At 65.6% G+C, this 26305-nt stretch carries 19 protein-coding genes and 3 pseudogenes; 4 read left to right on the top strand and 18 right to left on the bottom strand.

Annotated elements, in window-relative coordinates; genetic code table 11:
- Positions 1-1383 precede the first annotated feature (1383 nt).
- From QTI66_RS36790 to QTI66_RS36720, 15 genes and pseudogenes are all read right to left on the bottom strand, one after another.
- Positions 1384-1653: a hypothetical protein gene (locus QTI66_RS36790; protein WP_286565313.1), complete on the bottom strand. Its 270-nt coding sequence runs from the start codon at positions 1651-1653 to the stop codon at positions 1384-1386.
- Positions 1654-2180: 527 nt separating this feature from the next.
- Positions 2181-2933: pseudogene (locus QTI66_RS36785) on the bottom strand (leucine zipper domain-containing protein); the annotation flags it as partial.
- A 67-nt stretch (positions 2934-3000) separates the two neighbouring features.
- Positions 3001-3534: a TIGR02444 family protein gene (locus QTI66_RS36780; RefSeq protein ID WP_286565312.1), complete on the bottom strand. Its 534-nt coding sequence runs from the start codon at positions 3532-3534 to the stop codon at positions 3001-3003.
- An 8-nt stretch (positions 3535-3542) separates the two neighbouring features.
- Positions 3543-4382: a sterol desaturase family protein gene (locus QTI66_RS36775; protein WP_286565311.1), complete on the bottom strand. Its 840-nt coding sequence runs from the start codon at positions 4380-4382 to the stop codon at positions 3543-3545.
- A gap of 38 nt (positions 4383-4420) precedes the next feature.
- Complete coding sequence (locus tag QTI66_RS36770; protein WP_286565310.1) at positions 4421-5800, bottom strand: MFS transporter; 1380 nt, start codon at positions 5798-5800, stop codon at positions 4421-4423.
- Between the two features lie 31 nt (positions 5801-5831).
- On the bottom strand, positions 5832-7622 hold the full coding sequence (locus QTI66_RS36765; protein WP_286565309.1) for a GMC family oxidoreductase: 1791 nt from the start codon (positions 7620-7622) through the stop codon (positions 5832-5834).
- A complete protein-coding gene (locus QTI66_RS36760) occupies positions 7588-8394 on the bottom strand; it encodes an enoyl-CoA hydratase/isomerase family protein (RefSeq protein ID WP_286565308.1) in 807 nt (268 codons plus the stop codon). The genes QTI66_RS36765 and QTI66_RS36760 overlap by 35 nt, the downstream gene beginning before the upstream one ends.
- Positions 8395-8427: 33 nt before the next feature.
- Positions 8428-9018, bottom strand: coding sequence for a UbiX family flavin prenyltransferase (locus QTI66_RS36755; RefSeq protein WP_286565307.1), 591 nt, complete (start codon positions 9016-9018; stop codon positions 8428-8430).
- Positions 9015-10487 (bottom strand): UbiD family decarboxylase, encoded by a 1473-nt coding sequence (locus QTI66_RS36750; RefSeq protein ID WP_286565306.1) that lies wholly within the window; start codon positions 10485-10487, stop codon positions 9015-9017. Before QTI66_RS36750 ends, QTI66_RS36755 begins: the two co-directional genes overlap by 4 nt.
- Before the next feature lie 32 nt (positions 10488-10519).
- Complete coding sequence (locus QTI66_RS36745) at positions 10520-12097, bottom strand: AMP-binding protein (protein ID WP_286565305.1); 1578 nt, start codon at positions 12095-12097, stop codon at positions 10520-10522.
- 1 nt (position 12098) lies between these two features.
- A complete protein-coding gene (locus QTI66_RS36740; RefSeq protein ID WP_286565304.1) occupies positions 12099-12623 on the bottom strand; it encodes a (2Fe-2S)-binding protein in 525 nt (174 codons plus the stop codon).
- Positions 12620-13450, bottom strand: a complete 831-nt coding sequence (locus tag QTI66_RS36735; RefSeq protein ID WP_286565303.1) for an FAD binding domain-containing protein — start codon at positions 13448-13450, stop codon at positions 12620-12622. Before QTI66_RS36735 ends, QTI66_RS36740 begins: the two co-directional genes overlap by 4 nt.
- The gene (locus QTI66_RS36730; protein WP_444815092.1) at positions 13447-16479 is read right to left on the bottom strand and encodes a xanthine dehydrogenase family protein molybdopterin-binding subunit; all 3033 of its coding nucleotides are present in this window, start codon (positions 16477-16479) and stop codon (positions 13447-13449) included. Before QTI66_RS36730 ends, QTI66_RS36735 begins: the two co-directional genes overlap by 4 nt.
- A gap of 34 nt (positions 16480-16513) precedes the next feature.
- Positions 16514-17968 carry an aldehyde dehydrogenase family protein gene (locus QTI66_RS36725; protein WP_286565301.1) on the bottom strand — a complete coding sequence of 485 codons (1455 nt, stop codon included), beginning with the start codon at positions 17966-17968 and terminating at the stop codon, positions 16514-16516.
- Between the two features lie 20 nt (positions 17969-17988).
- Positions 17989-18939 (bottom strand): tripartite tricarboxylate transporter substrate binding protein, encoded by a 951-nt coding sequence (locus tag QTI66_RS36720; RefSeq protein ID WP_286565300.1) that lies wholly within the window; start codon positions 18937-18939, stop codon positions 17989-17991.
- Positions 18940-19158: 219 nt separating this feature from the next.
- On the opposite strand from QTI66_RS36720, the gene QTI66_RS36715 reads away from it, so the two are divergent.
- Positions 19159-20091: a LysR family transcriptional regulator gene (locus tag QTI66_RS36715; RefSeq protein ID WP_286565299.1), complete on the top strand. Its 933-nt coding sequence runs from the start codon at positions 19159-19161 to the stop codon at positions 20089-20091.
- Between the two features lie 170 nt (positions 20092-20261).
- Here QTI66_RS36715 and QTI66_RS36710 read toward each other — a convergent pair whose 3' ends face one another.
- On the bottom strand, positions 20262-20756 hold the full coding sequence (locus QTI66_RS36710; protein ID WP_286565314.1) for a low temperature requirement protein A: 495 nt from the start codon (positions 20754-20756) through the stop codon (positions 20262-20264).
- A 330-nt stretch (positions 20757-21086) separates the two neighbouring features.
- Between QTI66_RS36710 and QTI66_RS36705 the strand changes: the two genes are divergently transcribed.
- Positions 21087-21950 (top strand): hypothetical protein, encoded by an 864-nt coding sequence (locus QTI66_RS36705; protein ID WP_286565298.1) that lies wholly within the window; start codon positions 21087-21089, stop codon positions 21948-21950.
- Positions 21951-22093: 143 nt separating this feature from the next.
- On the opposite strand, the pseudogene QTI66_RS36700 reads toward QTI66_RS36705, so the two are convergent.
- A pseudogene (locus QTI66_RS36700) lies at positions 22094-22618 on the bottom strand (cyclase family protein); the annotation flags it as partial.
- A 345-nt stretch (positions 22619-22963) separates the two neighbouring features.
- On the opposite strand from QTI66_RS36700, the pseudogene QTI66_RS36695 reads away from it, so the two are divergent.
- Positions 22964-23180, top strand: a pseudogene (locus QTI66_RS36695) (FAD-binding protein); the annotation flags it as partial.
- 636 nt (positions 23181-23816) lie between these two features.
- Positions 23817-25043 (top strand): c-type cytochrome, encoded by a 1227-nt coding sequence (locus tag QTI66_RS36690; RefSeq protein WP_286565296.1) that lies wholly within the window; start codon positions 23817-23819, stop codon positions 25041-25043.
- A gap of 57 nt (positions 25044-25100) precedes the next feature.
- Here QTI66_RS36690 and QTI66_RS36685 read toward each other — a convergent pair whose 3' ends face one another.
- A complete protein-coding gene (locus QTI66_RS36685; RefSeq protein ID WP_286565295.1) occupies positions 25101-26255 on the bottom strand; it encodes a hybrid sensor histidine kinase/response regulator in 1155 nt (384 codons plus the stop codon).
- Positions 26256-26305 lie beyond the last annotated feature (50 nt).

The following is a 26305-nucleotide window of genomic DNA, read 5'->3' as shown; positions in this document are numbered from 1 at the left end:
CGCTCGGGCTCGGCGCCATGCTGGTGGGCATCACGGCGACCATGATCTGCTACGTGCTGCTCAACCTGCGCTACCGCCACCTCGTGCGCGCCAGGCAGGCGGCGGCCTGAGTCGCTGAGCGCTTGCGCCAACTGACCGGCGATCTGCGCACCGCGGCACAAACCGCGTACCGCGCCGAGCTGATGCTGCTCAACGCGGAGCCGTGCCTGCCGTGGTCCGCCGACGGAAGAAGCAGGCCCCCGCTTGACGCGAGTGGCAAGCATGAGCCTCATGCCGTCTCACCTTGACGGCGGCGCTGGTCACTCTGCGGGACCGTTGCCCTCACCGATGACGTTCCGGTCGTCGTAAAGCTTGGCGATGGCTTGTCCAGTCACTCGAGCAGCGCGTTCAGAGCTCACCTTCGCGTCTGACGAGCAAGGCCAGCGCAGTGTGGCCATCAGTGGCAGTGGCAGTGGCTGCGCACTGGATCGACCCGATCGCACCGAGCGTGATCTCGGCACGTGAAACAGCGGCTGTCAAGCGACATCAGAAACTGCCCCCATGTACCCCACAGCGGCAATGGACGCCCTCGAAACTCACGTATAGCTCGCCCTGGAGCGCCGCGTCTTCACGTTGTGGGACTGCTTGGGTTATCGACATTTCCATCTCCTTTTGCCAAGAAGTTTAGGAAATCCCGTTTTGGCTTAGCTTAGGGCAAGGCTGATCAAGCCGCTGTTTTTTGATGAACAGTGGTGATGGCTCGCGGGGGGCATGGATTCTGCAATATGTACGAGGGCGAAGTCGGGCTCGACCAAACGGGTCTCGCTCACGCTTCGTTCAGACAGCCTTCGGTCCAGCGGGGCCTCATCCAATCCGGCTACCGCTTCCAGCCAAGCCCGGCGGCAGTGGCCAAGTTGAGGTACCTGGCCACCACTCTTTTGGAGATCGAGAGGCTCCTTGCGATACATTCGTGCGAGAGATCGCGACTTGGCGCTTGAGTCTGAGGACGCCTTGGTCATGCGTATGCCCACGCGGATGTCCATACGTCGCTGCGGCATCTGTGGCGCGACGAGCTGGGTGAGGGGCTTCTCATCCTGATTGACGCGCCGCAGCGGCATCTGCCCTCCGGCCAAAAAGGCCGTGAGGCTATGCCCCAGCGGTGGTTCATACGCAACACCAGCATCGACCCCCTGACGAGGCGGCAATCGCGATCTGGCGGCTGCAAATGATCCGACGGGCACGTCACCGAAATGAGCGGTCACGTCCCCGAGTAAGGCGTTCACGATGCCGAAGTGGGCTGGACTTGATCGAGGAGCGTGCTTTGCCTTGACACTGCAGCGTGACTTCGCACGATCGAAGCCCCGCTTGTTGGCGAGATGGCGCTGCGACGCAGTCTCGAGTGGCTTACTTGCGCACCTTCGGAATCTGCAGGTTCGTCGGCCGGTTCTGCTCAGTGTCGAAGCCGCGCCCATCGACGTTGCGCGCGCCCCAGAACAGCATGCCGTGGGCCAGGTACACCAAGTCGTACTCCATGAAGTTCTTGCCGGCCACGAGCCCGAAGGGCGCGAAGCTCTTGCCGAAGATGCTTTGCGTCTGATACAGCGAGCCTCGTGGCGCCCCCGTGGCCGAGAGCACTTCTGAGAAGGACGTGGCCTGCAGCCCCCGCCGCGCCAACAGTGCGTCATAGCAGCACCAACTATGATGGTCGAGAACGTTTAGAGGCCATGCACGATCCAGATCCCGGGGTCGGCTGAGTTCGGTAGGCGCAGCGTGTATTCGCCGACGTGGTTGAAACGAAACTCATGGTTGTTCAAGATCACTGAGCGCATGTTGGTCCAGACGCGGATTTCAGTATCACTTTCCTTGCGCTGCATATGCAGGATCTTGAACACGGGCGGGATGATCACTCTCAATTGCAAGCGAACAGTGGCGTCGGTGGTGCCAAACGCCGCGTCAGCGGCACATGGAACCGGCAGCACGAGCGATGCCGGCAGCACGAGCGCAGCCAATCGTCTCACCGCCCACATTCTTCGTGTGGGCGCGACCGTGCCGCATCGGCTCGCGCGAAACACCGGCGTGATGACGGATGCCTCTTTCTCCTCAGGCGTTCTCGCCCGACGCGACCAGCGCCCCACATTGAAAATCCCAGGCAAGCACGGATCATTGTCTGTCAGCATCAGTTCTGTTGAGTTGCGATATTTGTTCCCGCCGAGGCGGGAGGCTGGCGGCTTGTAGCCCCCTGCCGAGTGCGCCTCCGGGCGTTGTAGTAGCTCAGGAACGCGGGCAACCATGCGGTTCGCTCGGCGCTGTTGCCCCGATACGACCGTAGACCGATTTCGCAGGCATGTCTGGATGAATCGTTGGGCTTTTGCCATTGGGCTGCAGCGGCAGGGCCGGATGATGTGTGTTGATGCCCAAGGCCTGGCGGGTCTTGGCAAACAGCTACGAGGGGTAGGCCGGACCGATGTCGGTGATCAGTCGTTCGGCAGTGACGCCCAGGGCCTTGTAGTGCGCCACGGCCGAATCCTTGCGCTGGTTCGCGTGCGTCTGCACAATCCCTGCGCGCACGTGGTCGTCGATCGCCACATGGGCCAACTCCCATCCTGGGCCGTCCACCGAGTCACGCCGATCGCCGGTGACTCGATGGCTGGGGCGCGAGACGGTGACGACACCGCGCCCCACGACCGCGGCGATGCGCCGCATGGACATGCGGCAGAAGCGCGGCTGTTCGATGCGCTCCTCATCCGCGGTGGTACGGGTCTTCGTGGGACGCGGGCTGCGGTCGAGCAGCCCCTTCTTGCCGTGCAGCTCAAAGCGCCTGAGCCACTTGCGGCCAGTGCGCGCGCTGATGCCGGCAGCCTCGGCAACCGGCACCAGCCCCATCGTTTGGCAACGCGTTCGACAAGCAACTTTCGCCCTTCAAAGGTCAATCTGGCATTCTTGTGGCTGTTCACCGGTTGTTCTTTCTGATGACTGAAGCGTGGTAACTCGCCCGCAGCGGCTCTCCCGGGCCTGATTGGCTCAGGCCCTGAACGCGGCAGTCAAGCACGTGATCGCCTCCTTGACGTTGGCATCGCGGAGCGTCATGACATTGCCGCTTTGCGATCCATAAAAACGCGCAACGCGCGAAACCAGTGGTGCGGACGTGGCCCTGCCACGTTGGCCAAGGTCGCCATCTTCCTTCCGGAAAAGCAGTGCGAATGCGACCACTTCGGCGCTGAGCTCGGCCTCCTTGATTCGCTGCCGGGTCGGCGACATCATGGCTTGCGAGACCCCTGAGACACTTCCGATTCGACGTCGCAGCGAGCGCAGTGGCGCGATCACTTCCCGGCGCCAGTTCGCCACGCGAGTGTCCGCATCCTGCAGCGCCTGGTCATCAAGGATGACATGGCAATGGCGTGCCAGATACATCGCGTACAGGAGCACGACCACATCCACCCCGAGCCTGTCCTGCAGCAGGACGCACGAATCCGCCACACCCGCACGACCGTAAGTCTCGAGGGCGAAGGCGACCAGTGCGTCGTGCGAAGGACCAGACCCGGCACGCCGGCTCATCGAGCCGATCAGCCGTTGCGTGACGACAGCGAGGGCGACTCCACCCGAACCGAAGAAGGCTGCTCCGCGAAGTCCTCGGTGGTCTTCGGCGCGCGTTGCCTGCTCTGCGCATCGACCTTTGCCTGATCCTCGGGCCGGCGTGCCGCATCCGACATGCCGTTGAACAGCGTGCCCAACACGCCCTTGTTCAAGTCGCTGGTGCCAAACAGTGCGTCGCACAAAGGAAACGTCAGATTGAAGTTTCGCGTGTGCATGAAGTCGGGGTTGTGGTGCAGCACGTGCATGCGGCGAACGGTGTTGACGAGGGGCAGCTTGTCGAGCAACGGATGCTCGATGTGCGACAGCGTGTGCAGTCCCTCATACATCAGGAAATAGGCGGCCATCGTGAGCATCGCGATGAAGCCGGCATTCGGCGTCCAGGCCGTGCGGAGCAGCAGCGCGACGGGCAGTGCGGCCAGCACAAACAATATCGGTGCGAACGGCGGAAAAAGCAGGGCACGCCAGTCCTGATGGCCATGGTAGTCGAGCGTCTTGTGCGAGAAGAACTGGTGATGCGTCGCGACATGGCGCCGGTACGCCGGCTTGATCCAGCTCTTCGGGTTGTGCAGCAGGAAGCGATGGGCGGCCCATTCAGCCCAGTTCCCGAAGACCATCATCGGCAGCGCGACCCCCACCCATTGCTGCCAGGTCGCGCCGGCAATCTGGCTGGCGCACCAGACGATCACGCCCACAGTAAAAACCAGCGTAAAGCCCAGGTGCAATTCGCCACGATACCAGGCCGGCGTGGCCTCCCGGTATTCCTTGCGGTACGCATGCGAGCGGCGTTCGATGTCTTGTTCGCGATTCATTCAGAGATCTCCTGTGGATGTTGTGGCGGTGGGGGCTGTCAGACTGCACCCTGCGGGCGGATTTCGGACAAGCGGCTCGTGGTTTCAGGCACGATCGCCGCGCCGATGAGGAACACGGCCGAAATGAAAGCGACGAATGCAGCCAGCGTCACAGGCAGTTCGGCGGGTGATTGCGCCACCAGCGAGACCGCAGTCGGCATCACTCCGCCGAGCGCAAAGCCGATGTTCCAGGACAGGCCGGTGCCGGTCGCGCGCACTGACGTCGGAAAGCGTTCGTTCAGGAAGATCAGGATCGGCGCGAAGCCCATGCAGCCCAGCGAACTCAGGAGCACGACGTAGACGCCGGTCACTGTGAGCGTTGGCGCATTGGGCAGCATCAAGTACAGCGCGGGCATCGCGATCAGCTGGATGACTCCGACCAGCAGGAATGTGCGCTTGCGGCCGATCAGGCTGCTCAGATGGCCCACCGCGATGGACACGATCACCACCGCGAGGCTGCCCAGCATCAGGATTGCGGCGGCCGAGTTGTTCGGCGCCTTGGTCACGACCTTCAGGAACGTCGGGAGGTACCCCGAGGTCAGGTAGTAGGCGCTGCCGCCGCCGATCGTGATCAGCAGGTTCACCAGCAGGATGTTGCGGTAAGGGGGCGAGAAGATCGTGCGCAGCGGCGACGTCGCGATCTCCACGGGTGCATGGCGGCGTGCCTCGGCGGCGCGTGCGGCCTTGTCGGCGGCCAGTTGCTTCCACAGCGGTGACTCTTCCAGGCTGTTGAAGATGAACAGGCCGAGCACTGAGCTGATGATGCCGGTGAAGAACATGCAACGCCAACCCCACACGTCGAAACTCTCGCCCGGAAAGATCGCGGACATCGCCAGGTAGGTCAGCGACGCCATCAGAGCGCCGAGGCCGGCACCGCCGCCGCCGATCAGGCCCGACACCGCACCGCGATATTTAAGGGCCACCGACTCGGTACCGATGGTGTGCGTCGACGCGACCACGCCGCCGACAAATACACCCTGCACCAATCGAAGGATCAGGAAAAGGATGGGAGCGAGGATGCCGGCCTGGGCTACGGTGGGCAGAAGGCCGAAGGCGGCCGTGGCAACGCCGACGCCCACCACCGCGATGATCATGGCGCCCTTGCGGCCCTTGCGATCGGCGTAGGAGCCGAACAGCGCGGAGCCCAATGGCCGCATCAGCAGCGTGACGGCAAATGACGCATAGACTGCCGCGAGCGACAGCATGGCGTGGTCGGACGGAAAGAAGAGCCGGCCGATCACAGGGGCAACGTACAGCAGCATGAACAGGTCGAACAGGTCCAATGCCCAGCCCAGGCACGATGCGACGACGGCGGTGAGCACTTGGCGATTGCTAGGTTTCGCCGGCGCACCGGTGGCGGTCAGGATGGCTTCGGTCATGGTTTTTCTCCTTGCGTTGCGTTGAATAGGTCTAGTGCCTGTGGGCCATCGCGTCCGCAATCTTTTCGGCGAGCATGATGGTGGGAATGTTGGTGTTGGCCGACGGTAGACGCGGCATCAGGGATGCATCGACCACCCGAAGCCCAGCCGTGCCATGGACGCGGCCGGCGTTGTCAGTCACGGCCTGTGCGTCCCCGGCCGGTCCCATCCGGCAGGTGCCGCTCGCGTGCCATACGCCGAACACGTTCTCGCGGATGAAGCCGTGCAGGGCCGCTTCATCGGCCAGCAACGCCTGCACGCTCAGCCCCTTGGTGAAGAAGCGCTCGACCAATGCACGACGCAGGGGCGCGGGCAAGTCCAGGAACCTGCCAAGCAGGGACGTGGCCCACGCGTTGGCGCGGCCGACCCGGCTCAGGGCCTTGACTCGCGCCGAGAACGCGGCCGGAAAGAAGTCGCGCGCCCCACCATCTGCGCTGTCACCGAGGCCGGAGGCCGCGATGATTTGCGCCAGCAGCCGCACGCCAACGGCCAGGCGCTGCATGTCCCGCGGATCTTCAAGCAGGTTCAGGTCGGCCAGCGGCGCGGCGAACGGGTCCGGCGATTGCAACTGCACGCGTCCGCGCGAATGCGGCCGGTTGCACCACAGGAAGAACAGCCCCAGGCGGTTGCCAAGCGCGTGCCATGCCGCGCGCGTTGCGCTCGACAGGTAGAGGTCCGACGGTTCGGCTGGATCGACTCCGGACGAGAGCCGCGCTGCCACCATGCTGGCCCTGCGCTGCGCGAGCGGCATGCGCATGGGCGCTTCCAGGAAATGGCAGAAGGTCAGCGCAGGGTGGTCCTGCAGGTTGCGGCCGACCCCGCACAAATGGCGAATGCAGCCGATGCCGAGCCGGGCCAGCGACTCCGCATCGCCGACGCCAGCGCGCAGCAGCAGCGCCGGCGACTGCAGGGCCCCGGCGCTCAGCACCACTTCCCCCGCGTCGAACTTCAGGCGTGCGCCGTTCGTGCAGTCCATCGCGACGACGCCGCAAGCGCGCACGCCTTCGAACGCCAGCCGCTCCACCTGCAGGCCCGCATGGATGGACAGGTTGGGGCGCTGGCGCGTGGCCGTATCGAGGTAGGCGGTGGCGGTCGTGGCGCGGCGGTCGCTCTCGTTGGAGAACGCACTGGCGAAGTAACCGTCACCGAATTCCGCGTTCTGATCTTGCAGCACAGGCAGGCCGGTGGCGCTCATGCCTTTTGCAAACGCGCGACCGAATGCCGGCCAGTCCTGCGGCAGGATGCGCCGGATCGGAATCGGGCCGTCGGCACCATGCAACGCATCGCCGGGAAAGTTCAGGTCACGCTCGAGCTTGCGGAAGTACGGAAGCACGTCGTCCCATGCCCACCCTTGCGCGCCGGACGCGGCCCAGTCGTCGTAGTCGCGTGGCAGGCCGCGATTGGCCGACTGCACGTTGATGCTGGAGCTGCCGCCCATCACGCGGCCCTGCTCGTAGACGCGCGGCGCGGAGCCGGCGGTCGCACGCGCGCGCAGGGCCGGCCAGATCCATTTGTCGCCGTGGAACACCGGCATTGGATAGCTATCGAGGATCGCCTCGGGCACGGCGCCGGGCGGCGTGTCCGGCCCGGCTTCGATGAGGGCGACGCGCACGGCCGGATCGGCCGAAAGCCGATTCGCGAGCACGCAGCCCGCCGATCCGCCGCCGACGATCACGTAGTCGAACCGCCCCGCCGACGAAGGCGTGTCCGAGGCGACCGCGGCCGCCGAGACGTTGTGCGCCACAGGCTCAGCTACCGCGGAACTTCGGATCGCGTTTGGCATGAAACGCTTCGACGCCTTCGCGGAAATCGTCCGAACTGCGCAGCCGGCTGTAGCTGTGGCCCTCCAGTTCAATCGCCACTGTCAGGGTCGCATCATCAGTATCGTTCAGCAGCTTCTTGGCGGTGCGCTGCGCGAGCGGCGAGAAGCCGCGCAGTTCTTCCACCAGGCGGTCGGTGGCGGCTTCCAGCTCGGCGTCGGGCACGCACTCGGTGGCCACGCCCCATTCGTAGGCCTGCTTGCCCGTGATGCGGCGCGAGCGCATCACGATGTCCTTGGTGCGCGTGATGCCGACCATCTTCTGCAGCCGCGCCGAGCCGCCGGAGCCGGGGATCTGGCCCAGCTTCTGCTCGGGCAGCGCGTAGCGCGTCGTCTCTGAGACGATGCGGAAGTCGCAGGCCAGCGAGATCTCGAAACCGACGCCGAAGCAGTAGCCGCGGTTGGCCGCGATCACCGGCTTGCTGCAACGTGCGGCCGCGGCGATGTTCCAGGCCAGCTTCGACACGTGCTCGGGCGAGGCCTCGAGGAAGCCCTTGATATCGCCGCCGCTGGAGAAGTGCTCGCCTTCGGCGCGCAGCACGATCACTCGCACCGCGGGGTTCCCCTCAAGTGACTCGAACACCAGGCGCAGCTGGTCGCGCTGCGGCATCGAGATGATGTTGTAGGGCGGTCGCTGCAGCACGATGTCGGCGCGTTCGCGGGTCGGGTCGATCTCGACGCGAAAGCCCTCGAGCTTGTCGAGCACGGTCTGGGCAGGGTGGGTGAGTGAAGTCATGGTTTTTCCTCGGTGACGAAATGGATGGCTGGATCAGGCGCAGTAGGCAGGCCGCTGCAGGCCTTCCCAGCGCTTGACGAGATGGCTGTGCTCGACGTCGAACAGGTCGAGTACGCGGCCCACGGTGTGGTCGACGAGGTCGTCGATGGAGCTCGGCCTTGCATAGAAGGCCGGCACTGGCGGAAAGACGATGCCGCCCATCTCGGTGACAGCCGTCATGTTGCGCAGGTGCGAAAGGTTCAGGGGGGTCTCGCGTGCCATCACCACCAGCCGTCGGCGCTCCTTCAGCACAACGTCGGCGGCGCGGGTGATGAGGTTGTCGGCGATTCCATGCGCCACTCCGGCCAGTGTCTTCATCGAGCAGGGCGCGATCACCATGCCGGCCGTCCGGAAAGACCCGCTCGAGACGGCCGCGCCGATGTCCTTGACGTTGTGCACTACGTCGGCGAGCGCCTCGATGTCGGCGCGCTTCATGTCGAACTCCTGCGATGCGGTGAGCGCACCGGAGGCGGACATCAGCAGGTGCGTCTCCCAATCGGGCATGGCGCGCAGCAATTGCAGCAGGCGCACGCCGTAGACGGTGCCGCTCGCGCCGGTGATCGCGATGATGAGGCGCTTTGTCATGGCGCTGCACCGGGCGTCGCAGCGGCGAGGAAGTCGATGCGCCGGGTGCTGTCGATGGCCGCATCGAGGTCGATGTCTTCTTCGCCCGGCACGCGCACCTTGGTGAAGACGTGCTCGTGGTAGACCACGGGCCGCGTCGCGTCCAGCCCCATTTTTGCGCTCATGCCCTGCAGGTGCGCTGGCGGCGCGCCGTCGGTGAAGTCCTGACCCACGGTCGTCGACGGGTCGAGCACCGAACCCTGGGCGCCGGCAATGACGACAAGGTCGCGGTCGGCCTGGAAGCGCGTCGCGACGGCCCATTCGACCTGCAGCGGGTCATGCACCTGCACGTCGTCGTCCACCACGACCACTTGTTTGAGGTCGTAATGCGCGCCGAACGCCGCGCAGATCACGTTTTTGGGCTGGCCCTCGTGCGACTTGCGGATCTTGATGTAGAGGTGGTAACGGCCGACGCCGCCGATGGCGAGGTGCACGTCCAGCACGTTGGGAAAGCTGCGCTGCAGATGCGCGAGCAGCGTGGCCTCGCGCGGGATCGAGCCCAGCAGCAGGTGCTCCAACTCGGCCGGCACGATGGTGTGGTAGATCGGGTCGCGCCGGTGCGTGACGGCCTCGACCTGGATCACCTCGCGGTGTTCGCGCGCGCTGTAGTACCGCGGGAACTCGCCGAAGGGGCCTTCGGCCTCGCGAACGCCGGGCAGGATGCGGCCTTCGATCACGATCTCGCTGTCGGCCGGGACCCGCACTTCGCTCGTCAGGCACTTGACCACCCTCAATGGGGCGCCGTGCAGCGCGCCGGCGATTTCAAGTTCGTCGGAATCGATCGGCGCGATGGCCTGGGAGGCCAGCAGCGTGAGCGGGTCGATGCCGATCACCACCGCCACGTCGAGCGCCTCGTTGCGCGCCTCGGCCTCCTTGTAGAAAGCCCAAAGGTGCCGCGGCAGCATGAGGATCGCCATGCGCGCCTTCGAATGCACCTGGATGCGGTTGATCGACACGTTCTGTATGCCGGTCGAGGGGTTGCGCGCGATGACCAGTCCGGCCGTGATATAGGGGCCGTTGTCGTGCTCGCTGTGCGTCGGCACCGGCAGCACGTCGCGCACGTCGCGGTCGCGGTGTACCACCTGCTGGCACCGTGCTTCGTCCGTCGGCACTTCGCGCCAGGGCAGCGGCTGGTCAGCCGCATCGCGAAAGCGTTGCAGCAGTTCGGCCTCGGGCACGCCCATGGCTTCGGCGATCCAGGCACGGCGCGACATGAAGCCTGCCACCACCGGCACCTCGTGGCCCCCGGGCTTTGGGAAGTACGCGGCCTGCTGGCCGTCGAGCCGCTTGGCGATGGCGGCCAACGTGTGCTCGAGCGGCGTGCCTTCGCGGATCACGGCCATGCGGCCGGTCTCGCTCAGGTGCGCGAGCCAGCGGCGCAAGTCGGTGAAGGGCCCGGTGTTGACGGAGGAGGGGATGCGAGAGTTCATGACGGTTCGTGCCGTGAGGCGATGGCAATGCTTCAGTTCGTCGGGGTGCCGGGGTTGTCCAGGGCGTCGTATTCCCCTGCCACCAGCTTGCGGCGCAGGATCTTTCCGACCGGCGACTTGGGGATCTCTGCCACGAAGACGTACTCGCGCGGCCGCTTGAAGTTGGGGAGGTCCGAGCTGCGGCAGTGGGCATCGAGCGTCTGCGCGTCGAGCGCGTCCTGCCCGCTGCTGCGCGTGACAAAGGCCACCACGCGCTGGCCCCAACGCTCGTCGGTCAGGCCGGCCACCGCCACCTCGCCGACGCCGGGGCACAGCGAGATCACGGACTCGATGTCGAGCGGCGAGATGTTCTCGCCGCCGCTGATGATCATGTCGTCGACGCGGCCGGTGACGTAGAGGTCGCCGTCGTCGTCGAAGTAGCCGATGTCGCCCGTGTGGTACCAGCCGTCGCACAGCGACCTGGCATTGGCGTCGGGGCGCTTCCAGTAGCCCTCGAAGGCTTCGTCGCCGCGCAGGTCCGCGATGATCTGGCCTTCCTCGTTCGGTGCCACGCGCTCTTCGGCGCTTCTCGCATCGAGCCGCACGATGCGCAGTCGCGTGTTGAGTCCGGCGCGGCCGGCGCTGCCGGGCTTCTTCATCGCGTCCTGGTCGATCGACACGGTGTAGACCTCCGACGAGCCGTAGTGGTTGACGAAGAGCTCGGGCTCGAAGGCGCGCGACAGGCGCTGCAGCAACGCGTCGTGCATGGGCGCGCCGGCAAAGCCGAGCTTGGTGACCGATGCGATGTCGGCGCCGGGCCCTTCGACGCCGGTGCTGCGCTGGCGCTGCGTGAGCAGGTCGTGATAGAGCGTCGGCACCAGATAGAGGCAGGTGACGCGCTCGCGTTCGATCAGCGCCAGCGCGCCCTGCGTGTCGAAGCGCGGCATGCACACGAAGGTACCGTCGACCAGCGCCATCGCCAGCAGCGAGCGCACGCCCATCGTGTGATAAAGCGGCATCACGCCGAGCGTGCGTTCTCCGCGGCGGTACAGGTTTTGCGCGACGTGTGCCAGCGCGGCGGCGCGCTCTTGCCGATGCCGGCGCGGCACGCCCTTGGGCTTGCCGGTGGTGCCGGAGGTGTAGAGCATCAGCGACACGTCGTCGGCATCGGCGGCAGACTCGAGTGCGGTGGGCTCGGCGCTCAGCAGCTCGGCCCAGGTCGAGGTTGCGTCGTCGTTGTCGGGCAGGCCCACCGCAATGCGGAGCAGGGTGCGCGCGCCGCTGCTGGACTGCACGGCGTGCGCGCTGGCGCCTTCGAAAAACACGGCCTTCACGTCTGCATCGGCGATGCAGTAGTCCACCTCTTCCGGCTTGGCGCGCCAGTTGAGCGGCACCACCACCACGCCAAGGAACTGGCAGGCCCAGTGCAGGGTGGTCGCTTCGTGGCGGTTCTGCAGCAAGGACAGCAGGCGGTCGCCGCGGCCGAGGCCGAGCGCTGAAAGGCCGGCCGCGACACGCGCGACCTGGTCGTGCCATTGCACGTAGGTCAGCCGCACGCCGTCGTCCACCAGGGCGAGCGCGTGCGGGCTGCGTTCCACGCTTTGAAGAAAGGTTGTTCCGAGGTCGAGCATGTCAGTATTCCGTGTCGGCGTAGTGCGTGGAATGCGCCAGGCGCAGCGCCGCGGTTTCCAGCACCGCCTGGACGATGGGCGTGTAGCCAGTGCAGCGACAGAGGTGGCCGGAGAGCATGTCGCGCACGTCGGCCTCGTTGGGATCGGGGCGGCGCCGCAGGTAGTCGTCGCAGGACATCAGGATGCCGGCGGTGCAGAATCCGCACTGCAACGCGTGGTGGCGTTTGAAGGCTTCCTGCAGGTCCGACATCGGGCCGTCGGGGTCGCACAGGCCTTCGACGGTGGCGATGTCACGGCCTTCGGCCTGCACCGCCAGCGTCATGCAAGAACGGCTCGCCACGCCGTCGATTTGCACCGTGCATGCGCCGCATACGCCGTGCTCGCAGCCGACGTGCGTGCCGGTGGCGCCGAGGCCGTCGCGCAGGAAGTCCGACAGCAGCATGCGCGGCGTGCAGGGCGCACTGCGTGCGGTGCCGTTGAGGTGCAGCCGCACCGTGTGCAGGGTGTCGCGGTCGATCGTTTTCATGCCGGGTTCTCCATGACTTGGCGAAGCACCTGTGCGCCGAGGCGGCGAACCAGGTGACGGCGGAAGGTGGCGCTGGCGTGCGCGTCTTCCTGCGCTTCCAGTTCCCAGGCGAAGTCGTTGAGGGCGTCTTCGAGTTCGGCGCCACGCGGGGCGGCTGGCCACTGCGCGAGGCGCGGCCGGTCTGCCACGCCCCCCACCGCGAGGCGCACGCCGCTTGCGTCGGCCACCGCGGCCACCGACACAATGGCGAAGTCGCCATGCCGGGCCGAGAACTCCGTGAATGCGCTGCGCTGGTCGGCGGCCGCGAGCGGAAAGCGCACCTCTTCGAGCAGCTCGTCGGGCGCGCGCGCCGTCATCAACATGCCCTGGAAGAAATCGGCCGCGGACAGCGTGCGGCGCTTCGACGTGTTGCGCAGCACCACCTCGCCGCCGAGCGCCAGCAGCACCAGCGGAATCTCGGCGCTGGGGTCGGCATGCGCGACCGACCCGCAGACCGTGCCGCGGTTGCGGATCTGGAAATGCGAGATCAGCGGGAAGGCCTGCGCCAGCAGCGGCACTTCCTGCGCGAGCGTCTTGCGCCACTCGACGCTGCCTTGCGTCGCGGCCGCGCCCACAGCGAGCATGCCGCGCTCGGCGCGCACGTAGGCCAGGTCGGCGGTGCGCGAGATGTCGATCAGCGCGCCAGGTTGCGCGAGTCGCATGTTGAGCACCGCCATCAGCGACTGGCCGCCGGCCAGGATGCGCGCGTCGGTGCCCAGCGAGCGCAATTGCTGCACGGCCTCGTCGGCCGTTTCGGCACGCACGTAGTCGAAGGGTGCGGGCTTCATTGCGCGCCTCCAAAAAGTTGCAAAAAGCGCCGCCACCAGGAGGGCGGCGGCGTCGCGGCGGATTGGCCCCCGGCCTGACGGCCGAGCTGCTCGAAGAGCTGCTTGAGCACGATCTTGGCCGCGCCTTCCAGCATGCGCCCGCCGACGGCCGCGACCTTGCCCGACACTTCGGCCTCGTAGTCATAGCGCAGCAGCGTGCCGCCGTTGCTGGACTCCAGCGACACAAGGCCGCTGCCCTTGGCCGCACCCACGCTCGACAGGCCTGAGCCCGCGAGGCGAAGCCGGCGCGGCGGGTCGATCTCGCTGAGCCCCACCTCGGCCGCATAGCGCGCCTTGATCATCCCGATGCCCACGGTCACGTCGGCGCGGTAGCGGTTAGGGCCGATCGCTTCCAGCGCATTGCAGCCGGGAATCACACGCGCCAGCGCAACCGGATCGAGTAGCACGGCGAACACAGCCTCCGGCGTGGCGGGCAGCAGGATCTCGCCCTGTGCCGACAGTGCCTTGCCGCCTTTGGCGCTCTTGCCGACGGGAGTGAATGGGCCGTCAGCAGCCGCCCTGCCAGTTGATGGCATTGCTGCAGCTGCACTGCCGCGCGACGGCGCCGGGTCGTCCATGCCGATCAGGTCCATCACGCGTGACGGTGTCAGTGGTAGAACGATGTCGGCGCGGCCCAGAGCGTCGGCCACGGCGTTGGCGATGCACACCGGCGTGCTCATGTTGTTGCCTTCGCCCAGTCCCTTGGCGCCCAACGGCGTGAAGGGGCTCGGTGTTTCCATGTGCAGGATCACCGGGTCGGGCACCTCGCAGGTGGTGGGCACCAAGTAGTCGGCGAAGGTGCCGGACTGGAAACTGCCGTCGGCGCCGTAGCGAAACTCTTCCATCAGCGCCGCGCCCAGACCTTGGGCGAATGCGCCGCGGATCTGCCCGTCGGCCAATGCCGGGTTGAGCAGCGTGCCGGCGTCGTGTGTCGTGACGTAGCGGTCGATGCGCACGCGGCCGGTATTGTGGTCGACTTCCACCGCGCACACGTCGAACGCGAATCCATACGCGGCCGAGGTGTTGACGCGGTCGTCGTCGTCGGGTGCAGTGAGTTGTGGCGGGGTCCAGAAGGCGGTTTCGCGCAGGCCGGGATCGGTGCCTGGGGGCAGCAAGCCGGGCGCCCAGTGCGGGCTGGCAGCGAAGCGGTTGAAGGGCAGGCTGCGCTCGGGCGCTGCGCCGGCGTACACCTTGCCGCCCGCGAAGACCACGTCCGATGCAGCGCAGCCCAGCGATGCGGCGGCGATGCATGCGAGCTTGTCGCGCAGCCGCGTGCAGGCCAGATGCAACGCGCCTGCCACCGCGCCGGCGAAGCGGCTCGAATAATTACCGGCGGCCACCGACCATGCGTCCTTCTGCGTGTCGAATTCGACGTTGACCGAAACGTCGGAGGGATCGACCCCGAACACATCAGCCGCGACCTGCGCGCACACGGTGCGATGGCCTTGGCCCGCGGGCGACGACGCCACCACGACGTTGAGCCCGCCGAGCGGATCGATACCGACCGTGGCCGTGGCGATGCCGCCGTTCTTCGGCCCTGCCTTGGCGCGTTGCTCGCGCGGCAGGGCGGTCGTGATGTAGCCCATGTTGGAGATGGAGGGCTCGACAATCGCCGCGAAGCCGATGCCATAGAGCCGGCCTTCGGCCCGCGCCGCGTCTTGCCGCTGGCGCAGCTCAGCGATCCCGCCGTCGCGCACGGCCAGGGCGAGCGCGGCCTGGTAGTCGCCGGAATCGAGCAACGCGCCGGCCGCTGCGCGATAGGGGAACGCATCGGCAGCAATGAAGTTGCGGCGGTACACGTCGAGCGGCTCGAGCCCGAGTTCGACCGAGACGCGCTGCACCAGCCGCTCGAGTGCGTAGTACACCTGCGGCCCGCCGAAGCCGCGCACCAGGCCGGTCGGCGTCTTGTTGGTCAGCACCACGCGGTTGCGCACGCGCAGGTGCTCGATGGCATAGGCGCCCGTCAGGCAGCCGTGCATGCGGTAGAAGGTGGCCGGTTCCGGCGCGCGGAGGTAGCCGCCGCAGTCGTCGAACTGGTCGAGCGACAGCGCGACGATGCGGCCATCGGCCTCGACTGCCGCTTCGGCGTGGCACAGCCGCCCAGTGGCGGATGTCGCGGCGGTGAGGTGTTCGAGCCGGTCTTCGACCCATTTCACCGGCGCGCCGGCCTTGCGCGCGGCCAGGCACATCAGCACCGCGGGCGCCATCACTGCCTGCTTGACGCCGAAGCTGCCCCCCGAGTCGGCGAAGGTGCGGTGCCGCAGCCGGTTGCCCGGCACCTTGAGCGCCATCGCCATCACGGTGTGCAGCGAGAACGGGCCCATGAAGTTGGACTGGATGTCGTAGCCGTCCTGCTCCGACACGAACTCGGCGATGACCACGGCCGTCTCGATCGGCGTGCAGGAATTGCGAGGGAAATTCACTGTAAGCGCCACGCGGTGCGGCGCGGCTGCGAAGGCGGCGTCGGGGTCGCCATAGCAGAAGCTTCGGTCGCTCACCACGTTGCTGCCCACGCGCTCGTGCAACACTGGCGCGCCGTCGGCTGCGGCCGATTCAATGTCGACCACAACGGGCAATGTCTCGTACTCGGCCTCGATCAATTCCAGCGCGTCCTCCGCCAAGTAGCGGCTTTCGGCCACCACGACGGCAATCGGCTCGCCGACATATCGCACCTTGTCGACCGCCAGCGCCCACAAATCCATCGGTGCCTTGACGCCGACGATGAAGGGTTTCGACCAACGCTGCACATCGGCCGCCGTGAGCACCGCGCGGACGCCTGGCAGGGCTTCGGCGCGGCCCGTGCGCACCGCGAGCAGCCTGGCGTGCGCATGCGGGGAACGCAGCACGGCCGCATGCAGCGTGTCGGCGCGCACGGGCGCATCGTCGCCATAGCGTCCGCGGCCGGTCAACAGCGCGCGGTCTTCCACGCGCTGGGCCGGCCGGCCCAAGTGGGGACGCACGGTGGCGTCGGCGGCGGGGGACACGCTCATGAGCATTGGGTTTTCCGTCCGGCAGGAAGGTCGTTCAGACCGTTCCGACCTGTTGATAGATGTGCTTGATTTCCTGGAAGTCGATCAGCGCGTCGTAGCCGTGCAGCCGGCCCAGGCCGCTGCGCCGGTAGCCGCCGGTTTCCGCTTCGGCGAAGAGCGTGTTGTGGTCGTTGATCCAGACGGTGCCGTTGCGCAGCGCGCGCGCAACGCGCATCGCCTTCGCGCCGTCACGCGTCCAGACACTGGCAGAAAGACCGAACTCCGAATGGTTGGCGCGAGCCACGGCCTCGGCCTCGTCTTCGAAGCGCTCGATGACTAGCAGCGGGCCGAAGATCTCTTCCTGCACGAAGAAGGCGCTGGTGTCGCGGTGCGCGACCAGCGTGGGCGTGAGGAAAGCGCCAGCGGCCAGCGCGCCCGTGGCGCGGCCGCCACGCACCAGCACCTCGTCGGCGGCTTCCATCGCTTCTTCGATGCGCGTGCCAACGCTGTTGGCCGTGGCGTTGTCGATCATCGGCCCGATCTGCGCGCCGTCCGAAAGGCCGGGCCCGACGCGCAGCGCCTGCAGCGCGGCGCTGAGCGCGCGCTTCATCGCGTCGTAGTGCTTCGCGTGCACCAGCACCCTTCGTGCAGCGGTGCACTGCTGACCGCTGATGATGGTGGCGGCCGTTGCCAGTGCGGGCGCCACTGCGACCACGTCGGCATCTTCGAAGACGAGGCAGGCCGACTTGCCGCCGAGTTCGAGCGAGAGCTTCTTCATCGTCGGTGCGGCCGCAGTCATGATGCGTTGGCCGGTCGCGTTGGAGCCGGTGAAGCTGATGACGTCGACGTCGGGCGATTCGACCAGACGTGATGCAACCTCGTGGCCTTCTTCGCTCAGCAGGTTTACCACGCCGGCGGGCAAGCCATCCGCAGCGTGCAGTTCCGCCATCAGCGCAGCGGTGATCAGCGCCGTCTGCGGCGCCGGCTTGACGACGACGGTGCAGCCGGCTGCGAGCGCGGGGGTGAGCGAGCGGATCAGCAGCACCGCGGGTGCATTCCACGGCACGATGATGCCGGCGACGCCGGCCGGCTCTTTGAGCAGCGTGGAGAAGGCGCCGGATTCGACTTCGAACACATGGCCGGGCATGTAGCGGGTCAGGCCCGCGTAGTAGCGGATCTCCGATATCGCACCTGCGATCTCGCCACGCGATTGGCCGATCACCTTGCCGTTCTCCAGCGTCAGAAGGCGTGCGAGTTCCTCGGCGCGTACCTCAAGCCGATCGGCCCAACGCAACATGACCATCTGCCGCAGGCGCGGATTCTGTGCCCACAAGGGCTGGTCGAAAGCGCGGCGCGCCGCTGCGATGGCCGCATCCGCATCGGTGCGGCACGATGCCGCAAATTGCCCGAGTGCAGTGCCGTCAGCCGGGTTGTGACGCGTGCCCACGCTGCCGGAATGTGCGGGCAGCCATTCGCCGCCGACGAGGTTCAGCGCTTGAAGCTGGTTCATGTCATTCAAGTGGCGTTCGGTCATTCGGCGGTGATTCCCGCGTCCTGCACCACCTTCTTCCACAGCTTCATCTGACCGTCGATGAAGGTGCGGAACTGGGCCGGCGTGCCGCCTGCGGGCACCACGCCCTGCTGCGCAAACACCTTCTTGACGTCGTCCATCGCGAACACGGTGTTGAGGTCGCGGTTGAGCTTGTCGATCACGGGCTGCGGCGTGCCGGCGGGCACCACGAACCCGTGCCACGAACTCGCCTCGTAGCCGGGCAGGCCGGCTTCCGCGGCTGTCGGAACGTCGGGCATGAGCGGCGATCGCTTGGCAGCGGCGATCGCCAATGGTCGAACCTTGCCGGACTGGATGAAGGGCAGGGCATGGGGCACCAAGTCGACCGCCAGGTCGACCTGGCCGCCGGCCAAGTCGGTGAGCAGCGGCGCGCTGCCCTTGTACGGCACCTGGGTCATGCGCGTGCCCGACAGGCTTTCGAACAACGCCATCGCGAGGTGGTTGGACGAACCCGCGCCCGACGAGCCGTAATTGAGGCCGCCGGGCTTGGCCTTGGCAGCCGCGATCACATCCTGGAGCGAGTGCAATGGACCGCCGGCGTGGGCCACCAGCAGCATCGGCGACAGCCCGGCCAGCACCACCGGCGCAAACGCCTTTTCGGAGTCGTAGGGCAGGGACCTGTAGAGCCACGGGTTCGCGGCAAACGGGAACTGCACCACCAGCAACGTGTAGCCATCGGCCGGCGACGTTGCCGCAGCCTGCGTGCCGATCGCGGTGCCGGCCCCGGGCTTGTTGTCGACGATGACGGGCTGCTTCCACGCGACCGACAGCTTGGCCGCCGCGAGCCGGGCCAGCGTGTCGTTGAAACCGCCACTCGGGTACGGCACCACGATGTGCACCGGCTTGGAAGGGTAGCTGCCCGGTTCTGCTTGCACACTGTCCGTGCCAACGATGCAGAGTGCGGCTGTCATGCCGATCGCAAGGGCGACCCGGCGGCCCGGAAGGCGAAGGGGTGAGATGGCCAGCCAGGCTGACGTGGGCAGGAAGGGCATTCGACTTGTCTCCGATGCCCGGCGCGTGGATGTCCGGGTCTGGGCAAAGTCTAAAAATCTGGTGTCATCAGGTCAATTAATATGATTTGATGCTCTGCATCATTTATAGTGATCACCTAGACGACAGGCAGGTGCACGATGGAATTTCGACAGGTCCAGTATTTCGTGGTGCTCTTTGAAGAGCGCTCCGTCACCCGTGCCGCGCGCCGGCTCAACATCGTGCAGCCCGCGCTCAGCATGCAGATCGCCAAGCTCGAGGAAGAGATCGGCAAGCAACTCTTCGTGCGCAGCCCGCAGGGCATGGAGCCCACGAGCGAAGGGCGGCGCATGTATCGCCTGTTTCTGCCTGTGCTCGGTGATTTCGCCCATGCGCGCGAACAGGTCATGCAAACCTCCGGCGAGCTCGCAGGCCTGGTGCGCGTCGGCATGATCGCGACCGTCGCGCAGGGTGTGCTCGTCGACGCCCTGCTGGAGTTTTCCGCGCTGCATCCGAAGGTCGACCTCTCGTTAACCGACGGCTTCAGCGGCACGCTCTCGGAGGCGGTTGCGGTGGGCCAACTCGACGCCGCGATCGTCAACAAGCCGCGCCGCCCGCTGGCACTCAACACCGAGGCGATTGCAGAGGAAGACATGCTGTTGCTCGCCGGACCGAAGCATCCACGGCTTCCCGACGTCGTGGCCTTCGCGGAACTGGCCCACCTGCGACTCGTCCTGCCGACGCGCCAGCATGGCTTGCGCGGCATCATCGAAAGCTTCAGCCAAGCCGAAGACGTGACCCTGTCGCCCAGCGTCGAAATCGACTCGATCAGCGCGATTCTCAAGCTGGTCCACGAAAGCGATTTCTGCACCGTGCTGCCGCGTGTGGCCGTCAGGCGCCAGCTCGAGCACGAGGGATTGCACGGCACCACGGTAACTTCGCCTCGCCTGTCGCGCCAGATCGTTTGCGTGACCCATCCGCGCCGGCCGCCGAGCCCGGCGGCAGCAGCTTTCATCGCTACGCTCGTGCGGCACGTGCGCGGACTCGGCGAAGGCGACCACGCCGGTTCTGGTGCAAACCGTGGCGTAGGGTAGGCGACTCGCGTTGTGAACAGCGGGCGGGTGGGTTAGATGAGATCGTCGGCTGGGATCGGAAAGCAATGCAGGGGCGAACTGCATCATTGCGGACGCTGTCGAGGTCCTTCGGCTACGCTTCGGCAGGACTCAGGACGCTTGAGGGCCCGCTGCTGTGCACCTGTACAAAATCAGCACAAATACGGCCAGCCCAAGTCTGCTTCTCCTCCCTCAAGTTGCGCAGGCAGCGGCTCAGGCCGCCGCGTGCCTGGCGCGCGCAGGTTGAGCAGCACGTAGCAGATCATGGTCGCCGTGATGCCCACCAGCATGGCGCCGAGCCCGAGCGGCAACATCAGCACGATGGCCGTCAGGGCGAACACGGCTGCGGTGTTGGCCAGCAGGCAAGGCCGCAGCTCGGGCACCTCCATGTAGCAGCCGTACTGCTTGCCCAGGAAGAACAGCACCGTACCGGCCGCGGCCAGCCGGCGGAAGTCGCCCGGGTCGAGGTCGTCCAGGATGGCATGCCGGATCAGCGAGGCCAGGATCGCCAGGCCGATGAACAGGAAGAAGTGCGAATAGAGGATCGAATGCCCGGTCGGCAACTTGCGCTGTTCCAGCAGGTGGAAGCTGTCGTAGTAGATCCACCAGATGGCCGGCACCATGACGAATCCGCTGACTGCGGCGATGACGTTGGATCGGCCAGGCGTTGCCCGCCAGCGCCGCGGAGATGCTGATCACCGATTCGCCCAGCATATGGTCAGGCAACCGGCTCGTTCGACCAGGTGTGCCGTGTGCGCCGGCACGACGTGCAGCCTGCGGCTCCGCAGCACCAGGGCCGCATGTCCAACGCGATCCCGGCACAGAAGACCAGGTAGCGCCACGGTGGCTCCGGCAGGACCGAGGAAAGCCTGATGGCGGCGCATGCTCGCGTTGGCGTTTCGCCTGTTGCTCGGCGATTCACCCGGGGTGGTGTGTCTCACAATCGGCCTGATGGATGGTCTTATTGGAGGTCGTCAATGATCGAAGCACTCGTCCGCGTGGCCGATCGCCTCATCCAACTGCGGGAGTACCAGGATCGGCGCGCCAAGGACTTGCATAAGGAAGTGCTCAAACCTGCTTACGACGAGTTGCTACAGGTCCACAAAGACTACTTGCGCATGTTTCAGCAAGTCGAGCAAATGCTTCCGTCCATGGATTTCTTGAGTTCACCCGCCGTGTCATGGAAGGGCGACTACAACTTCGTCATGTTCGACTCTTCTCTAGATGCCGAGCGGTTTGCTGAGGCGGAAAACAAAGACAGGTCCGCCATATTCCGGATCATCCGCAGGCGAAGCTATGCACTTCGGCTCACCCCAGCCGGCGGAACGACTGCGTCAATGCAACTTTACTTCGAGTTTCTGCACGACGCCATGCAGTTTTCAAACCAGCGGGGATTGGGCTCGGCCTCGCCATTGCAGGTGCCGCCCCCACCCCCACTCGAACCGGATTCTTGGACCAAAATCATGGAGGCTGCAACCTTCGTGCGACAGGCACGTCTTGAGTTCGCGCCGGTGAGGGCGAAGATCAAGGCCCTGTCAAGGGCCTTGTCAGGTGTCAAATTGAACGAGGCGGTCAGTACGTATGTCACCGCAATCCTTGATTATTTCCCCGATGGGTCATTCGACACAAAGCAGATGTCGTCCGGCGCGACGCAAGTTCTATCTGCCCTTCAAAATATTTCTGACCAGCGAGCGAGCATTGTTGATCCCTTCGTTTTCAACGATAAGGTGGCGGAGGTCCAAAGCGTCCTGTGGACTCTCTCATACGACTACGACAGAAAATGGGAACGTGTATCGGAGTTGTACGCAGGATTGATGGCAGGGTTGGTGGCGCGGAGGTAACTGGCTGCGAGAGTGTGCAAAAGCAGCCGGTCGGCCCACCGCAGAAATCGCAGCGCCGCGACGACCACGTAGCGGAGAGGCAAGGCGCCGCACGGGGCAAGGTGCATTGCCTGACTGAGCGACTCCGCCGCCGTCGGTCCCGGCTATGTGAACAGGCGCTCGTCAAGGATGGCCACGGCCCGTGTCCAGCCGGCCGATGCGCCGCGGATCTTGTGCGGGAAGCAACTGACGAAGTAGCCGTCGGCGGGCAGCGACTCAAGGTTGTGCAGCTTCTCCAGGTGGCAGTAGCCGATGTCACGCCCGGCCTTGTGGCCTTCCCAGATCAGCATCGCATCGTGCGTCTCGCCGTACTTCCTGGCGGTGTGCACGAAGGGCGCATCCCAGCTCCAGGCGTCGGTTCCGGTCAGGCGGATGCCGCCATCCAGCAGGTAGCGCGTGGCGTCGTAACCCATGCCGCAGCCGGCCGACACGTAGTCGCGTTCGCCGTAGCGGCTGCCGGCGCGGGTGTTGACCATCACGATCTCCAGCGGCGCCAGCGTGTGGCCGATGCGCCGCAGTTCGGCCTCGACGTCGACCGCCGTCACCACGTAGCCATCGGGGAAGTGGCGGAAGTCGAGCTTCACACCGGGCTGGAAGCACCAGTCCAGTGGCACCGCGTCGATCGTCGTCCCCGAACATCGCCGTGACGCGGTACCCGGCGAACTTGATTCATACAGCCGCCTTGGCTCGTCGAGGGTCAACGCACGCTCATCCAGCAGCATGGGGGGACGTCATCGAGGGTCATAACCCACGATGAGCGAAAAAGCGGGGTTTTGGCTGTCAGCGGAAAGCGCATGGAGCCCCATGGCCTCCCGAGAATATTGGATTCAACGTGTGCAGTCGCTCGCCCGAATCGAGCGAGCCTTTGATCCGCAGCGCAATCCCCTTATGGACACCGTCATGGCAGACGATCGCAAGAAGACAGCCCTTGATCGACTGTCGGAGAACGCGAACTTTGCGGAGGCCTGCGAAAAGGCCGGGCGCCCACTGATTGCCAAGTGGGGCAGCCCGGCAAGATCGTCGCGCCGCAGCTGTACGTCGCCTGCGGCATCAGCGCGACATCCAGCACCTGGCAGGCATGGAGGACTCCAAGGTGATCGTTGCGATCAACAAGGCCCAGAAGCGCCGATCTTCTCGATAGCCGACCACGGTCTGGAAGCCGACCTCTTCGACGCAGTGCCCGAACTCGTGGGGCTGCCTGTGAAAGGCGCCTACCGCACCGCACAGGGCGCGCTGTCGGAGGACAACAAGGCCATCACCCTTAAGGGCGGCTGTCGGGTTCGGCTGCGAATTCACAGTCGTGGCCAATTGTGTTGAAAAACTCGTTTGCGCGAGGACGCGGGTTAAGACCCGATTGCATGTCGCAGCGCCCGTGTGATGCATTGATGGCCGCCAGAGCCGCGCACAAGGTCTCAGACAGGATTCCCATTGCGGCGGGTCCCGAGGAGCAGTCAACACCTCGTCGTTGGCCCCTGGATCGAAATCGCTCAAGGGACATCGTTGATTCCGAGTTTTTCAACACAATTGGCCGATCTGAGCCTGTCATTCCAACCAGGTCTACGACCGCAACAGACTACTGATTACGGCCGCTCGAGTTTTAAAGCCCGGAACTTGAACTCCAGTGGCAGGTCCTGCTTCACGGCCTGACGCCAAGCGCCTGCTGGCATGGCATGTGCGCGTCGCGCCCCTTGGCCAACACGCCTGGAAGGCCAAGACTCGCGCCGGTGCAGATTTTCACAAATACGCTGTCACATCCTGCCATGTGCCTGCATCTAAGGAAGAGAACCGCTTTGGCGCGGACCCTCATCCCTGGAGAAAGGACGCGGTATGCAGGAGGAAAATCTTGTAGTGCGCAGCACGCTGGCGGCGGCGGTGTTCGGCGCGACTCTGGCGCTCAGCGCATGCGGTGGCGGCTCCAGCAAGTCGGCCGCAGAGCAGGAGGCCGCCCAAGCGGCCCTCGTCGCAGAAGGCAAACAGATCTTCCGCTACGACACCTTCGGGGACGAAGTTCAGTGGAGCGACACACTGAAGATGCACGAGGTGATCGGCGCCGCGGTTGATCCGGTCACCGCGCTGTCTGTCGGCCTGAAGGTCGATGCTGAGGCCTTGCCCCCGGCTGTGGTGCAGGGCATCCAGGACGGAAGCATCGACCTGCATAGCCCTGATACAACCGTCGCGCTCCTCAAGCTCGATGCCGTGGTGGGGCTCAAGGGCAAGGTCGAGATGGTCAATGGCAAGGATGCCTTGACGCGCGTCGGAATCACCTGCGCGCTGTGCCACTCGACCGTCGACAACTCCTTCGCACCAGGGATTGGCAAGCGACTCGATGGCCGGGCCAACCGGGACTTGAATCCCGGCGCGATCATCGCCCTGTCGCCGGCGGTTGACACGGCGATGAAGGCCGTCTTCAACTCCTGGGGCAAGGGCAAGTTCGACCCGCGCCACAACATCGACGGCATCAGCAACCCGGTGGTCATTCCGCCGGCGTATGGCCTGGACGGCATCCACAGCGTGACCTTCACTGGCGACGGCAACGAGCCTGCGTACTGGAACCGCTACGTGGCCGTGGCTGAAATGGGCGGCCAGGGCTCATTCTCGGAACCGCGCCTGAATCTCAGCATCACCCATGGCACCCAGGACCTCGTCACGAGCAAGCTGCCGGCCCTGCAAGCCTACGAGTTGTCGCTGAAGGCGCCGGCCGCACCCGCGGGCACGTACGACGCCACGGCGGCGTTGCGGGGAAAGCAGGTTTTCGAGGGCACCGGCAAGTGTGCGACCTGCCACGCCGGTGCGCTGTTCACCGACGCCAACGACACGCTGCATCCGCCCGCCGATTCAATGGCCGAGCCGGAGACGCCGAGCTATGCCGCGAGATCGGCGACCAGGCTCTATCGCACCACGCCCCTCAAGGGTGCGTGGCAGCATGCGCCCTATTTCCACAATGGGTCGGCAGCGACGCTCGAAGATGTCGTGAGCACCTACAACACAAAGCGGGCGCTGGGCCTGAGCCCGCAGGACATCGCAGACCTCGCCCAGTATCTCAAGTCGCTTTGACGCGGGCCTCGGGTGACGGATGGGGCCTGAACTTGCCGATTGCAACTGTGCCGCGACTTATGAGCGATCGTTGCCTTGACTGGAGTTGATCAGCGCCACGAGATCGTCAAAATCCACCGGCTTTGCAACGTGATAGTTGAAGCCGGCTGCGAGCGCACGCGAGCGATCGGCAGGCCCGTCGTAGCCGGTAAGGGCGATCAGTACCGTTGCCGGCGTATCGTTTCTTGCGCGAATCCTTGAAGCGACCTCGTATCCGTTGAGCCCAGGCAGGCCGATGTCGCACAACAGGACCTGCGGCCGCTGCTGGTCATACATCTCCAGGGCCGAGAGACCATCAAGCGCAATCTCGACTTCATGGCCCGACATGCGCAGCAGCATCGCCAGAAGGGTCCCCGCGTCGGCGTTGTCATCGACCAGCAAGATTCGGCTCGGTGCGGCAGTCGTCGTCAGGCGAGGTTCGACCCGAACACTGATGGGGCCGTCCACGCGGGGAATGGTCACGATGAACTCGCTCCCCTGGCCGAGACCGGCGCTTCGCGCCTCGACATTTCCACCATGGAGTTCGACCATGCTGCGCACGATGGTGAGGCCGATGCCCAACCCGCCCTGGCTGCGATTCAGGGTACGGTCTTCCTGGCGGAACAGGTCGAATATGTTTGGAAGCGTTTCGGCTGAAATCCCGCTGCCGTTGTCGATCACCCGGATCACGACCTTGTCCCCGACCCCGCGCGCGCTGACAGAGATCACGCCGCCTTCCGGTGTGTACTTGGCAGCGTTGTGCAACAGGTTGCCGATGATCTGCGCCAGTCGCGTCGGATCGCCATCGACGTAGAGGGGAGTGACGGGCATGTCCAGGCTGAGTTGATGGTGCTGGGCGTCGATGTGCCCCCGGCTGATCTCGACCGCCTGATCGACAAAATCATTGACCCTGGTGGGCCGCCGCTGCAGCGTCACCTTGCCACTGGTGACGCGGGAGGCATCCAGCAGGTCGTCGAGCAGGCGCGCCATATGTTCCACCTGGCGCCCCACGACTTCGCGGATGAGTGAGAGCGTCGGATGAACGGCATCAAGGCGCTCCAGCAGTGCCACGGCGCTGCGGATCGGTGCCAGGGGATTGCGCAGCTCGTGGGCCAGCATGGCCAGAAATTCATCCTGGTGACGCTTGGCAAGCAAGGCCGCATCCTTGAGCTCCTGGGCTTGCAGGGTGGCCATGACGAGGTGCTTGTTGGCCTCCTGCACATCGGCGGTGTGTTCTTCCGAGT

The organism is Variovorax brevis (assembly GCF_030317105.1).
Lineage (GTDB): Bacteria > Pseudomonadota > Gammaproteobacteria > Burkholderiales > Burkholderiaceae_C > Variovorax > Variovorax brevis.
Note: the sequence above shows the minus strand (reverse complement) of the source record. Positions and strands in the feature narration are given on the sequence as shown.